General features: G+C 71.2%; 11 protein-coding genes. 3 read left to right on the top strand and 8 right to left on the bottom strand.

What is annotated here, in order from left to right; genetic code table 11:
• Window positions 1-68: 68 nt before the first annotated feature.
• Window positions 69-2,846 (top strand): MMPL family transporter, encoded by a 2,778-nt coding sequence (locus tag M4I32_RS04310; protein ID WP_319033255.1) that lies wholly within the window; start codon window positions 69-71, stop codon window positions 2,844-2,846.
• Window positions 2,843-4,843 (top strand): YhgE/Pip family protein, encoded by a 2,001-nt coding sequence (locus M4I32_RS04315; RefSeq protein WP_319033256.1) that lies wholly within the window; start codon window positions 2,843-2,845, stop codon window positions 4,841-4,843. Before M4I32_RS04310 ends, M4I32_RS04315 begins: the two co-directional genes overlap by 4 nt.
• Before the next feature lie 250 nt (window positions 4,844-5,093).
• Here the strand turns inward: M4I32_RS04315 and ccsB are convergent, their stop codons facing one another.
• From ccsB to M4I32_RS04345, 6 genes are all read right to left on the bottom strand, one after another.
• Complete coding sequence (gene ccsB / locus M4I32_RS04320; RefSeq protein WP_319033257.1) at window positions 5,094-6,152, bottom strand: c-type cytochrome biogenesis protein CcsB; 1,059 nt, start codon at window positions 6,150-6,152, stop codon at window positions 5,094-5,096.
• A 234-nt stretch (window positions 6,153-6,386) separates the two neighbouring features.
• On the bottom strand, window positions 6,387-8,120 hold the full coding sequence (locus M4I32_RS04325) for a cytochrome c biogenesis protein ResB (protein ID WP_319033258.1): 1,734 nt from the start codon (window positions 8,118-8,120) through the stop codon (window positions 6,387-6,389).
• A complete protein-coding gene (locus M4I32_RS04330; RefSeq protein WP_319033259.1) occupies window positions 8,101-8,853 on the bottom strand; it encodes a cytochrome c biogenesis CcdA family protein in 753 nt (250 codons plus the stop codon). Before M4I32_RS04330 ends, M4I32_RS04325 begins: the two co-directional genes overlap by 20 nt.
• Window positions 8,850-9,446 carry a TlpA disulfide reductase family protein gene (locus M4I32_RS04335; RefSeq protein ID WP_319033260.1) on the bottom strand — a complete coding sequence of 199 codons (597 nt, stop codon included), beginning with the start codon at window positions 9,444-9,446 and terminating at the stop codon, window positions 8,850-8,852. The genes M4I32_RS04330 and M4I32_RS04335 overlap by 4 nt, the downstream gene beginning before the upstream one ends.
• Window positions 9,446-10,075 carry a histidine phosphatase family protein gene (locus M4I32_RS04340; protein WP_319033261.1) on the bottom strand — a complete coding sequence of 210 codons (630 nt, stop codon included), beginning with the start codon at window positions 10,073-10,075 and terminating at the stop codon, window positions 9,446-9,448. The genes M4I32_RS04335 and M4I32_RS04340 overlap by 1 nt, the downstream gene beginning before the upstream one ends.
• A gap of 9 nt (window positions 10,076-10,084) precedes the next feature.
• On the bottom strand, window positions 10,085-11,101 hold the full coding sequence (locus tag M4I32_RS04345) for a DUF368 domain-containing protein (RefSeq protein ID WP_319033262.1): 1,017 nt from the start codon (window positions 11,099-11,101) through the stop codon (window positions 10,085-10,087).
• A 45-nt stretch (window positions 11,102-11,146) separates the two neighbouring features.
• Here M4I32_RS04345 and aspS point away from each other — a divergent pair, with 45 nt between their 5' ends.
• Window positions 11,147-12,502, top strand: coding sequence for an aspartate--tRNA(Asn) ligase (gene aspS, locus M4I32_RS04350; protein WP_319033263.1), 1,356 nt, complete (start codon window positions 11,147-11,149; stop codon window positions 12,500-12,502).
• On the opposite strand, the gene M4I32_RS04355 is transcribed toward aspS, so the two are convergent.
• Both M4I32_RS04355 and M4I32_RS04360 read right to left on the bottom strand, forming a co-directional pair.
• A complete protein-coding gene (locus M4I32_RS04355; RefSeq protein WP_319033264.1) occupies window positions 12,503-12,805 on the bottom strand; it encodes a Dabb family protein in 303 nt (100 codons plus the stop codon).
• A complete protein-coding gene (locus M4I32_RS04360) occupies window positions 12,802-13,086 on the bottom strand; it encodes a glutaredoxin family protein (protein WP_319033265.1) in 285 nt (94 codons plus the stop codon). Before M4I32_RS04360 ends, M4I32_RS04355 begins: the two co-directional genes overlap by 4 nt.
• Between the last annotated feature and the right edge of the window lie 74 nt (window positions 13,087-13,160).

The raw sequence follows: 13,160 nt of genomic DNA on the forward strand, positions 1-13,160 counted from the left end.
TACGATACACCTGTGTACTGGATACAGTGCCGTATCGAAACCGATACATCCATCGCCCAGGAGGCTCCGTGTCCACTCTGCTCGCGTCACTCGGGCGCTGGTCCTTCCGCCACAGCTGGCGGGTGCTGTTCGGCTGGATCCTGATCCTCGTCCTCGCCGGCGGCGGGGCGGTGCTGTTCGGGCAGGGCACCGACAACTCCTTCTCGATCCCGGGCACCGAGGCGCAGGAGGGCATTCAGCAGCTCGACCGTACCTTTCCCCAGGCCGCGGGCACGGCCGCGCAGTTCATCGTGGTCGCCGCCGACGGCGACCTGGTGGACGAGGAGCCGTACTCCTCGTCCATCGAAGACGCGATCGCCGCGACCGAGGACGTGGACGACGTGCTCGCCGTCACCGACCCGTTCGACGAGGCGGTCACCGGCCTGATCAACGAGGACGAGACGGCGGCGATCGTGCGGCTGCAGTTCGACGGCCAAGCCACCGACGTCAGCGACGAGTCGAAGGCCGAGCTGCAGGCGGTCGTCGACGACATGCAGAGCGAACTGCCCCCCGGAGCGGAGGTGGCCCTGGGCGGCGACCTGTTCGCGACCGAGGTGCCGGGCGTGACCATCACCGAGGTGGTCGGCCTGATCATCGCCCTGCTCGTGCTGATCGTCACCTTCCGCTCGTTCGTCGTCGCCGGGCTGCCACTCGTGACCGCCCTGCTCGGGGTCGGACTGTCGATGGCCCTGATCTTCGTGGCGACGCTGTTCGCCCCGGTCTCGTCGACGACGCCGCTCCTGGCGCTCATGCTCGGCCTGGCCGTCGGCATCGACTACGCCCTGTTCATCGTGGCCCGCCACCAGGACCAGGTGCGCGACGGCATCGACCCCGAGGAGTCGATCGCGCGCGCCACCGGCACCGCGGGCTCGGCGGTCGTCTTCGCGGGCGTGACGGTGATGATCGCCCTCGTCGGGCTGGCGCTCGCGAACATCCCGTTCCTCACCACGATGGGCGTCGCCGCGGCCGTCGCCGTGGCCATCGCGGTCGCCGTGTCGATCACGCTCACGCCGGCGCTGCTGGGCTTCGTGGGCCGCCGAGTGCGCGGACGAACCCGGCGCCCCCGCACAGTGAAGGGCGACGCGAACGACGCGCCGAAGCACAACCGCTGGGTCACGACCGTCACGCGTCATCCCCTCATCACGACGATCGCGGTCGTGGTGGGCCTCGGCATCGTGACGATCCCCGCCGCGAGCCTCGCGCTCGCGCTGCCCAACGCGGGCACCCTGCCGGAATCCTCCGAGGCGCGACAGAACTACGACCTCACCGCCGAGCAGTTCGGTGCGGGCTTCAACGGCCCCCTCGTCATGACGGGCACGATCGTGACCTCGGACGATCCGCTCGGCCTCATGGCCGACCTCGCCGACGAGATCGAGCAGGTGCCGGGGGTCGAGGAGATCGCGCTGGCCAGCCCCAACGAGACCGCGGACACCGGCATCATCCAGGTCATCCCCGAGACAGCCCCGGATTCACCCGAGACCGCGCAGCTGGTGCGCGACCTGCGGGCCGAGGCAGACCGGCTGGCCGACGAATACGATGTCGACCTGCTCGTGACCGGCTTCACCGCGGTGGGCATCGACATCTCCGATCGCCTGGGCGCCGCCCTGCTGCCCTTCGGCCTGTTCGTCGTCGGCCTCTCGTTCGTGCTGCTGATGGTCGTCTTCCGCTCCATCGCCGTTCCGCTCACCGCCGCGCTCGGCTACCTGCTCTCGGTGGGTACCGCCTTCGGCGTCGTCGCCGCCGTCTTCGAATGGGGCTGGTTCGCCGATGCGCTGCACGTGGCACGGGAGGGCCCCGTCATCAGCTTCATGCCGATCGTGCTGATGGGCGTGCTGTTCGGGCTCGCCATGGACTATCAGGTCTTCCTCGTCACGCGCATGCGCGAGGACTTCGTGCACGCCCGGCGGGCCGGCCGCAGTGAGCGCGACATCGCGATCGAGGCCGTCCGCTCCGGCTACACGGCATCCGCTCGCGTCGTCACGGCCGCCGCGCTGATCATGTTCGGCGTCTTCGCGGCGTTCGTGCCCGAGGGCGACTCGTCGATCAAGCCCATCGCGCTGGGGCTCGCGGTCGGCATCGCGGTCGACGCCTTCCTCGTGCGCATGACGCTGATCCCCGCGCTCATGGCGCTGCTCGGCGCGAAGGCGTGGTGGATGCCGCGCTGGCTCGACGAGCGGCTGCCCCACCTCGACATCGAGGGGGATGCGGTGCGGCGCGAACTCGACCTGGCCGACTGGCCCGAGCCGGACTGCACCGCGGCCGCCATCGGCGAGCGCGTCGGCGTGCGGGGAACCGACGGGGCCGGCCTGTCCGAGACGAGCTTCCGGGTCGAACCCGGCGGCACGCTGCTGGTCTCGGGTCGCGATGCGCCCACCGCCCGCCTGTTCGCGCTGATGATCGCCGGTCGCGTGGCGCCGACGACCGGGTTGCTCCGGGTCGGCGGGCATCTGCTGCCCGGGCGCGGAGCATGGGTGCGCTCGCACGTCGCGCTCGCGCTGCTGGGCGACACCGAGGCGCCGCTGCGCGAGCTGCGCGCGGCCCTGCGCGGACGCCCGAGGATCGTCGTCATCGACGGCCTCGACACCGTGACCGAGCAGGGACTGCGCGACCAGGCCGCGGCGCTGCTGCGGGATGCCGCCGAGCGGTCCCCCGCGCTGACCCTGCTCGTCACGGCGAGGCACGAACCCGCCGCCATCGCCCTGCTCGCCGAGGCCCGTCGTCGTGACGTCTCGGCGCTCACGGTCGACGCGGCGGCGTCGGACGCGGCATCCACACCCGACGCACACAACACCGAGGTGAACGCATGACCCTCCCCGTCGAACGCGCACGCTCGCGTCGTCCCGTCACCTGGCTGACCGTGCTCGGGGTGCTGCTGCTGCCGGTGATCCTCGGCGGCATCCTCGTCGCGTCGCTGTACGACCCGACGGACCGGCTCGAGGCGATGACGGCCGCGATCGTGAACGAGGACGAGCCCGTCACGATCGACGGCCAGACGACCCCGCTCGGCCGTCAGCTCTCGGCGGGACTCGTGGAGGGCACGGGCGAGGACGACACGAACCTCACCTGGGTCCTCTCCAACGCCGACGACGCCGCGACCGGGCTCGCCGACGGCGAGTACCAGGCCGTCGTGACGATCCCCGCGGACTTCTCCGCATCGGCGACGTCGTCGGGGCGATCGCTGCAGAGCACCGGTCAAGCAGCCGGCGAGGTGACGCCCGAGCGCGCCGTCATCGAGGTCACCACGCCGCCCGACTCCCTGATCGTCGACGACGCGATCACCGCCCAGGTCACCCAGACGGCTGCCACCGTGCTCGGGGAGCAGCTCTCGACCGTCACGCTCGAGAACGTCTTCCTCGGTTTCACGACCCTCGGCGACCAGCTCGGTGAGGCCGCCGCCGGCGCCTCCGATCTCGCGGACGGCACCGCCGATGCCGCCGAGGGCGCCGCGGAACTGCCCGGCGGCATCGCCCAGCTCGGCGACGGCGCATCGTCGTTGTCGTCGGGGGCCGGGCAGCTGGCCGACGGGCTCTCGACCCTCGCGAACGAGACCCGCGGTGCGGCAGACGGCGCGCAGGAGCTCGCCGACGGCGCCGCCGCCGGGGCGACGCAGATCGAGCAGCAGGGCCTCGTGCCCGCGCAGCTGCTGGACCTGGCCGCCGGGGCGCAGACGACCGCGACGGATGCCGCGACACTGGCCGGCAGTACGGCCCAGGAGCTGGGCGGGCTCGCGGCCGACTGCATCGCCGCGGGTGCGACCCCCGAATTCTGCACCCAGCTCGGTGCGGCCGCGCAGGACTCCGGCGCGGCGGCTCAGGCCATGGCGGGGGCCGCCGAGCAGTCCGCCTACACGGCGGGAGGGCTCGACCAGCTCGCCGGCGCCCTGCCGGGCGAGATCGCGACGCAGTTCCGCGAGATCGCCGGGGGCGCCGGGCAGCTCGCCGGCGGCATCGACCAGCTCGCCGCCGGCACGGACCAGTCTGCTGCGGGCGCCCGCGAGCTGCAGACCGGCGCCTCCCAGCTCGCCACCGGACTCGACGAGCTCGAGACGGGCACGGCGCAGCTCGCCGACGGTCTCGACGAGCTGGCGGGCGGAACGTCCTCACTCGCCGCCGGGCTCGACGAAGCGGCGTCGTCCCTGCCGTCCTACACCGAGGGCGAGGCCGAGAACCTCGCCGAGGTGGTCAGCGACCCCGTCGAAGCCGCGGGAGTGGGATCCGCCCTGTTCGGCGCGTCCGCGATCCCGCTGCTGACGACCCTCGTGCTCTGGGTGGGCGGCCTTGCGACGTTCATCGTGCTCGGCACGGGCTCCCGCCGGGCACTCCCTTCGTCCCGCCCATCGATCCGCCTCATGGCGGGCTCGTTCGTCCCCGCGGCGATCATCGGCGCCGCGCAGGGCCTGCTGGTGGCCGGAGTGGTGCAGATCGCGGCATCCTACGACTGGGCGGACTGGACCGCCTTCGCGGGGCTCTGCGTGCTCGCCGGGGTCGTGTTCGCGGCCGTGAACCAGGCGCTCGTCGCCGTGTTCGGCGGTGCGGGCCGATGGATCGCCGCGCTCGTCGGTGTGCTCGTGGTCGCCACGGGCGTGGTCTCGACCGTGCCCGGGCCCGTCTCGGGGCTCGCGTCGCTCATGCCGACGGCGCCCGCCTACCACGCCATGGTGGCGGCGCTCTCGGGGGCCGACGGCGTCGGCGCCTCCGTGGCCGGGCTGCTGGCCTGGGGCGTGATCACAGTCGTCGCCACGACGCTGGCGCTGGCCAGGCGCCGCACCACGACCTCGCGCGCCGTGCTGGCCCCGTCCGCCTGAGGGTCGCGCCTGGCGCGCGGGTCGCGGGTCGCGGGTCGCGGGTCGCGGCATCCACCTCACCGGTCGCCACAAAACGCTGCCTCCCGACGCTCGGAGCCGCGATTCTTGGCGACCCGTGCGGGGCTCCGACGTACCCAAGCCCACCGGTCGCCAGCAAACGTCGCCTCCCGACGCTCGAAGCCGCGATTCTTGGCGACCCGTGCCCGCGTGACGCGCAAGCGACGGACTATGCGCAGGCGCCGGGGCGGCGTCAGCTGAGGCCGGAGTAGGCGTGCAGCCCCTGGAAGAAGACGTTCACGACCGTGAAGTTGAAGATCACCGCGGCGAACCCGATGATCGACAGCCAGGCCGACCGCGTCCCGCGCCAGCCGCGCGTGGCCCGCGCGTGGATGTAGCCGGCGTAGAGCACCCAGATCACGAAGGTCCAGACCTCTTTGGTGTCGAAGCCCCAGTAGCGGCCCCACGCGTCCTGAGCCCAGATCGAGCCGGCGATGAGCGTGAAGGTCCAGAAGATGAACCCCACGATCGCGAATCGGTACGCGAGGCTCTCGAGCGCCTCGGCCGAGGGCAGCGTCCATAGAAAACGGGCACGCTGACGGCGCGGCACGGCCGGCGCATCGTCGACGGATGCCGCGGCGATGGTCCGCGCCTCCCGCCGGGCCTGCATCAGCTGCAGCACGCTCAGCGCAAAGGCGAGCGCGAAGAACGCCGTCGCCAGCGACGCGACGAAGACGTGGATGACGAGCCACACCGACTTGAGCGGGTCCATCAGCGGCACGACCTCGACGTAGAGCCCGCCGAGCATGACGCCGGCGAGGAGCACGACGATCAGCCCCGTGATGAATGTTCCGAGGAACCGCAGGTCGTGGCGCAGAAGCACACCCAGGTAGACGGCGATGATCAGCAGCGTGCCGGTCATCGCGAACTCGTACATGTTCGCCCACGGCACCCGCTCGGCGGCGATGCCGCGGGTCACCGTCGCGGCCAGGTGGAACGCGAAGCCCAGCACCGTGAGCGCCGTGCCGATGCGCGCCCACACGTACTTCGGCCGCCGCGCCGCCTCGGCGCCTTGCACCTCGTCCGTCTGCGCCCCCGCGCCGCGCACGTTGCCGGAGCGCGAACCCGCGCCGCCGGCGGCCACCAGCTCGGCCGCTCGCTGTGCCTCGGCATCCTTCGCCTCGGTGGCGAGGGCCGACCGCTGCGCGAGGTCGAACGCGTACGCGACGAAGGCGAGGGCGTAGATCGCGATCGCCGTCCAGATCGTCAGGATCGAGACGGCGTCGAGCGAGAGCGGTTCGGATGCGGGCATGGCCTCAAGTCTACGTCGCGTGCCTGCGCCGAGCTGGGCGGTCAGCGAGCCGCAGGCCCGGTCGTCGAGCGAGCCGCAGGCGAGACGAAACGCCCCGGCCAAGGCGTTTCGACGCGTCGCTGCGCTCCTCGCTCAACGACCGGGATCCGTCTGCCCCGCGGCGCTTCGACGCGTCGCTGCGCTCCTCGCTCAACGACCGAGGGCCCGACTCCCCACCGCGGTTCGGCTGCGCGCTCAACGGCCGGGGTCAGGCTCCCCCGCGTGCCGGTCGGCGATCTGGCTCACCGCGGCGTCGAGCGTGGGGTCTTCACCGCGGGCGAGCCCCGCGTACTCCAGCACCACCGTCGGCTCGGCGCCGTCGGCATCCACCTGCGCCTTGACCCACACGCGGCGACGCGGCACGAACAGGGCGGTGAGCAGCCCCAGTACGGCGAGCACGGCGAACACGAGCACCCACCCGGCCGAATCGTCGCGGTGCACCTGCAGCGACGCGAAGCGCTTGACGGTGTCGTCCTCGGCCGTCGCGGCCTCGTTCTCGAACGTCACGGTGCCGAGCCCATCCGGCAGGTCGGCCGTCTGGCCGGGTGCGAGCTCGATCGAGTCGCCCGCGGTGTCGCCGCCGGTCAGCTGCTCCATTCCCTCGGTGTCGAGCGCGTAGACCGAACGGGGCGTGCCGTCGTCGATCCCGAGGTCGCCGGCGAAGACGTTGAAGGTGACGATCGGGTTGATCAGGTCGGGGTAGATCGAGGTGTACGCACCGGATTCGAGCGTCGACTGGGTCGGGTAGAGGAAGCCCACGAGGCCGAGCTGCTCCGGCATCCCGTCGGGCACCTTGATGATGCCGAGCGAGGTCATGTTCGAGTCCTGCGGCAGGAACGGCTGGGAGTCGCTGTACACGACGTCGCCGTCGGCGTTGCGCACCGTGATGGTCGGGGCGTAGCCGTTGCCCAGCAGGTAGATGCTGTCGCCCTCGATCCGCAGCGGATGATTGACCCGGATCGCACCTTCGCCCGAACCCTGCCCCGGGATGCGGGTCGTCACCTGGGCCGCGAAGTCACCGGCCTGGCCGGGAGCCGTCGAATCGGGCGCCTCGTACTCCACCTGGAACTCGTCGAGCGTCATCGCGTACGGCTCCAGTTCCGTGCCGTCGACGAAGCGTCCCCCGGTGAACGAGGAGTAGTCGGTGAAGACGTTGACGAAGGTGGTTCCCTCGACGACCACGCGCTGCCCCGTGTAGGCGAACCCGCCGCCGACGCCGACGGCGATCAGCACCCCCACCAGCGCGGCGTGGAAGACCAGGTTGCCCGTCTCGCGGATGTATCCGCGCTCGGCCGACACCGACCATGAACCGCGCCCGTCGTAGCGCTGCACGCGGTACCCGGCCCGCCGCAGCTGCGCCGCCGCCCGCTCGATGGCGCCGGATGCCGCAGCCTCGGCGTCGCCGCCCTCGACCGGCGTCTGCCGCCGCTGATACGCCGCCAGCCGCGACAGCCGCGCCGGCGTGCGCGGGGGCCGTGCAGCGAGCGCCTTGGCGTGGTGCTGGGTGCGGGGGATGACGCAGCCGATGAGCGAGACGAACAGCAGCAGATAGATCGCCGAGAACCAGGCCGACGTGTAGACGTCGAACATCTGGATCGCGTCGAGCACAGGCGCCAGCTCGGGGTGGTCGCGGTAGTACTGGGTCACGCCGTTCGGGTCGGCGCTGCGCTGCGGCACGAGCGAGCCGGGAATCGCCGCGACGGCGAGCAGGAGCAGCAGGAGCAGCGCCGTGCGCATGCTGGTCAGCTGCCGCCAGATCCAGCGCAGCCAGCCCACGCCACCGAGCCGCGGCTGCACCACCGTGCCGTCGGAGCCGCCGGACGCTGCGCCCGGGTCGGCGCTGTCGGCGTGGTCGGCCGGTCTCAGCGGGTCGCCGCTGGAGCGATCCGCGCCGCCCGAGCCGGACCGATCAGAGCGGGAGTTCGACACTGAGCATCACCGCCTGCAGTCGTGACATGATCTCGCCCCAGACGCCCGTGACCATGAGCAGACCCAGCAGGATCAGCACCGCACCGCCGGCGATGTTGACCGCCCGGATGTGGCGGCGCAGGAACGCGACCGAACGGGTGGCCCACCCCAGACCCAGGGCGAGCAGGACGAAGGGGATGCCGAGGCCCGCGGAATAGGCAAGGCCCAGCAGGGCGGCGCGCCACGGGTCGCCGAGGTTCCACGAGATCGAGAGGATCGCGGTGAGCGTGGGGCCGATGCAGGGCGTCCAGCCCACGCCGAGCGCGACGCCCAGAAGCGGCGCCCCGATCAGCCCGGCGCGGTTCGACACCTGCGGGCGCGCAGTGCGCTGAGCCAGTCCGAACAGGCCGATGAACACCAGCCCCATGAGGATCACGACGACGCCCATGATGCGGGTGATCGGATCGGCGTAGGCCAGGAAGAACTGCCCGACGGTTCCGCCGAGTACGACGACGGTGAGGAAGACGAGCGTGAACCCCGCGACGAACAGCAGCACGCCGCCCAGCAGGCGACCGCGTCCGACGGTCACGCCGGATGCGGTGCGCCGGGGCGCGACGGCCCCGCCGATGTAGCCGAGATAGCCGGGTACGAGGGGGAGCACGCACGGCGAGAGGAACGAGATGAGCCCCGCGAGCAGGGCGATCGGGATCGCGAGCCAGAGCGCTCCGTCGAAGACGGCGGCGCCCGGATTCACGCGCTCTCCGCGCGCACGTCCGCGACGATCGACGACAGGATCGAGGCGCTCTCGAGCTGCCCGATGATGCGCGCGGCGACGCGCCCCTCGGCATCCAGCACCAGGGTCGTCGGGGTCGCCTGGATGGGCGTCGCGGTGGCGAACGCGAGCTTCACGTCGCCGTTCTCGACGTCGATGACGCTCGGGTAGGTGATGCCGTACGTCTCGGCGAACGAGATCGCCGTGTCGGGCTGGTCGTAGGTGTTCACCCCGAGAAAGCTCACACCCTCGCCCTCGTACTCCTGCCAGACCTCTTCGAGCAGCGGCGCCTCGGCGCGGCACGGCCCACAGGCGGCATACCAGAAGTTGACGACGAGCACCTCGTCCTCGTACTCCCCAGACGTGACGGTCTCACCGGTCTCGACCACGCCCTCGAAGTCGACGGGCTCGCCGCGCTCGTCGGCGGGGATCTCGACCACCTGGAACTCGCCGGCGATGAACCCCTTCTCGCTGCCCTCGCGATACTCCTGGGCGAGGGAGTCGTTGACGGAGCATGCGGAGAGCCCCAGGGCGAGGGTGGCGGCGGCTGCGGCCGCGAGCATCCTGCGCGCCATCACACCGCTCCCACGTCGACGGCGCCGGAGAGGTTCGCCGGCTCGGCGTACGCGACCTCCCGCCAGGTCCCCTCCTCGCGCACGAAGCTGGTCACGCTCGAGAGGGCGCAGCGACGGCGACGCGGATCGTGCCGCAGCCGCTCGCCCGCGACCGAGAGATGCGTCGCCCAGATCGGCAGCTGGTGCGAGACGATGACGACGTCGCCGGATGCCGCGGCATCCCAAGCCTGGTTCATCGCCTGGCGCATGCGCGAGACGACGTGCGCGTACGGCTCGCCCCAGCTGGGCAGATCGCGGTCGCGCAGATGACGCCAGTTGAGCGGATTGAGCAGGGCCCGACGCATGCGCTTGCCCTCGAAGACGTTCATCGGCTCGACCACGCGCTCATCGATGACCGCCTCGAGCCCGAACAGCTCGGTGAAGGGCTCGGACGACTCCCGCGCACGCTGGAGCGGGGAGCTGATCAGCGTCCGCACCGGCCGGTCGAGCCGCTGCACATGCTCGGCGGCGCGGCGGGCCATGTCGCGGCCGTCGTCGCTCAATCCGAAGCCGGCGAGTCGTCCGTACAGCACCCGGGTGGGGTTGAAGACCTCCCCGTGGCGCACGAGATGAAGGCGATCGGCGGGCACCCGTCCAGTCTACGTCTGGCGGATCTGAGCGGCGTCTGTGTGCATCGGGTCGGCGGAGCGCTGGATGCGGCGCTCGACGAGGATGAGCAGGCCGACGATCGCGGCCCCCACGACGGCCAGCACGATCGGCCCGGCGATCGGGTCGTAGGGCGCCACGGGGGTGCCGATGCCGTGCGACTCCCCCGGCGGCATGCTCTGCCAGGGCCACAGAGCCCGCAGCGAGCCGAGCATGAGACCCGCCATCGCCAGCAGGGTGAGGCGACGATGACGATCCAGCAGCCACTTCATCACCCGCACGATGGTGACGAGACCGACGAGCGCCCCCAGCGCGAAGACGCCGAGATACCCGAGATCGCGCTCATCGACGGCGATCAGCGTCGGCGAATAGAGCCCCATCGCGAGAAGGAAGAACGATCCCGACACCCCGGGGACCACGAGCGCGCACACCGCGATCGCAGCGGCGAAGAAGACGACCCACAGGGGCGGATCGACGGCGAAGCCGCCCGCCGCGATGTCGATCAGCACGAAGGCGATGGCGGCGGCCGCGACGAAGACGGCGATGCCGCCGATCCGGTCCCGCACGCGCCGCGACGCGCGCGGGATGAGCTGGATCGGAACGAGGATGCTGACCGCGACCAGCCCGAAGAACAGACCCCGCGAGAGCTCCACCTCGCTCGAGACCACGGACTCGATGAGGCCCGCGAGGGCGACGACCATGCCGATCATGCCGATCAGGATGGGGGCGACGAGCCACCATTCCACGCGACGGATCTCGGCGACGAACCCGCGACGACGGTCGGGCCCGAACAGCAGCGTCTTCACCGCCGACACCACGCGGGACGCGGAATCGATCAGTCGCTCGTAGACCCCCGTGATCAGGGCGACCGTGCCGCCCGAGATCCCGGGGATCAGCTCCGCCAGCCCGATCAGGGCCCCGCGCAGCATGTTCAGGGCGAGCGTGATCACGGTCGGTCGTGGCGGCGGAGCGACGGATGACGCGGGCGGTGTCGCGGCGGGCCTCGGCATGCGCACCAGCGTACGCGCTCGGTGGCGCACGTAGACTGACCTCTCGTGAGTGAACGCGTACTGATCCAGCACCTGCAGTCCCGCGACGACGGCCCCGTACGGGTGTCCGGGTGGGTCGAGACGGTGCGCGACCAGAAGAAGGTGCAGTTCGTCATCCTGCGCGACGAGTCGGGGGCGGTGCAGCTGGTCAACCCCGCGACGCGCGAGCTGGGCGACGACGCCGACGCCGACGCCGACGCGGCAGCATCCGCCGCCCTCGCCCTGACCGAGACGATCTCGGATCTGGCGACCGGCACCTTCCTGACGGTGCACGGCACCCTCAAGCACGACGAGCGGGTCAAGCTCGGCGGGGTCGAGATCAAGATCGGCACGCTCGAGGTCGCCGCCGAGGCGCTGCCCGAGACCCCGATCGCCGCCGACTCCGGCCTGGACAAGCGCATGGACTGGCGCTTCCTCGACCTGCGCCAGGCGCGCAACAACCTGATCTTCCGCGTGCAGACCACCCTCGAGCACGCGATGCGCACGTGGTGGGTCGAGCGCGACTACATCGAGGTGCACACCCCCAAGCTCATGTCGAGTCCGTCGGAGTCCAACGCCGAACTGTTCTCGCTGGCCTACTTCGAAGACAAGACCGCGTACCTGGCGCAGAGCCCCCAGCACTACAAGCAGATGGCGCAGGCCGCCGGCTTCGGCAAGATCTTCGAGATCGGCGACGTCTTCCGCGCCGACCCGTCGTTCACCTCGCGCCACGCCACCGAGTTCACCTCGATCGACGCCGAGATCAGCTGGATCGACTCCCACGACGACGTCGCGCGGATGCAGGAGGAGCTGCTGGCGTTCGCGATCGCCGCGGTCAAGGACAAGCACGGCGACGAGATCCGCGAGCTGTTCGACGTCGAGGTGCAGGTGCCCACCGTGCCGTTCCCCCGCATCCCGCTCGCGGAAGCGCGCGAGATCGTCGCGGCGCGCGGCTACGAGATCCCCCGCACGGACGGCGACCTCGACCCCGAGGGCGAGCGGCAGGTGTCGGCGCACGTCGCCGAGACGTTCGGGCACCCGTTCGTGTTCGTCACCGACTACCCGATCGAGATCCGACCCTTCTACCACATGAAGGATGCCGAGACCGGGCTGACCAAGAGCTACGACCTGCTCTACCACGGCGTCGAGATCACGACCGGTGCCCAGCGCGAGCACCGCATCGACGTGCTCGAGCAGCAGGCCCGCGACAAGGGACTCGACCCCGCCGGCCTCGAGCACTACCTCGACTTCTTCCGCTATGGAGTACCGCCGCACGGCGGATTCGGTATGGGCCTGGCCCGCCTGCTCATGCTGCTGCTCGGCGAGTCCTCGATCCGCGAGGTGACGTTCCTGTTCCGGGGCCCGACGCGGCTCGCCCCCTGATCAGATCTCGAAGTCGACCGCGACGCGGTCGGCGCTGACCGCCCCGATGAACTCCGCCACCTCGAGGTGCGCGGGGTGGGAGGCGTACGCGGCGAGACCCTCGGCATCGTCGAAGTCCGCCACCAGGGCGACGTCCCAGTTCTTGCCAGGGAGCAGCGCGTTCTCGCCCGCGCTCAGGGTACGGATCGAGGGGACCACGCCCACGAGCGACTGGAGCCGGGCGACCACGCCACGGGCGTGCTCGTCGCGCGCGTCGGCATCCTCGGCGGCGAGCTTCCACGCGACGACATGCCGCAGGGTCATCCGGTCACCTCTCTGCTGTGCGCGTCGGCATCCCGCAGCGCCTGCGCGAGTCGCTCGGCCTGCACGCGCCAATGCGCGTGCTCCTGCCCGTCGATCAGCACGACCGGGATCTTCTCCCACCACAGCTCGTACAGGTCGGCATCATCGAGGATCGACCGCTGCACGACCTCGACGCGGTCGGCCACCTCAGCCGGAAGCTCCGCCAGCACGCGCTCGACCACGCCCTGCGCGACATCGCACAGGTGACAATCCGGCTTGCCGATCACGGTGAGTGTGGACACATCGTCCATCCTAAGCGGGCGGCCAGCGACTTCTCGGGCGGCCGGCTCTATGGTGGAGAACCTCCCGCGTCACC

Source organism: Microbacterium sp. LRZ72, from assembly GCF_033792225.1.
Lineage (GTDB): Bacteria > Actinomycetota > Actinomycetes > Actinomycetales > Microbacteriaceae > Microbacterium.

Coding starts and splice junctions, on each gene's coding strand:
- M4I32_RS04355 (WP_319033264.1), bottom strand. CDS start 12,805: ATGACCCTGCGGCATGTCGTCGCGTGGAAGCTCGCCGCCGAGGATGCC.
- M4I32_RS04345 (WP_319033262.1), bottom strand. CDS start 11,101: ATGCCGAGGCCCGCCGCGACACCGCCCGCGTCATCCGTCGCTCCGCCG.
- ccsB (WP_319033257.1), bottom strand. CDS start 6,152: ATGCCCGCATCCGAACCGCTCTCGCTCGACGCCGTCTCGATCCTGACG.
- M4I32_RS04315 (WP_319033256.1), top strand. CDS start 2,843: ATGACCCTCCCCGTCGAACGCGCACGCTCGCGTCGTCCCGTCACCTGG.
- M4I32_RS04335 (WP_319033260.1), bottom strand. CDS start 9,446: ATGGCGCGCAGGATGCTCGCGGCCGCAGCCGCCGCCACCCTCGCCCTG.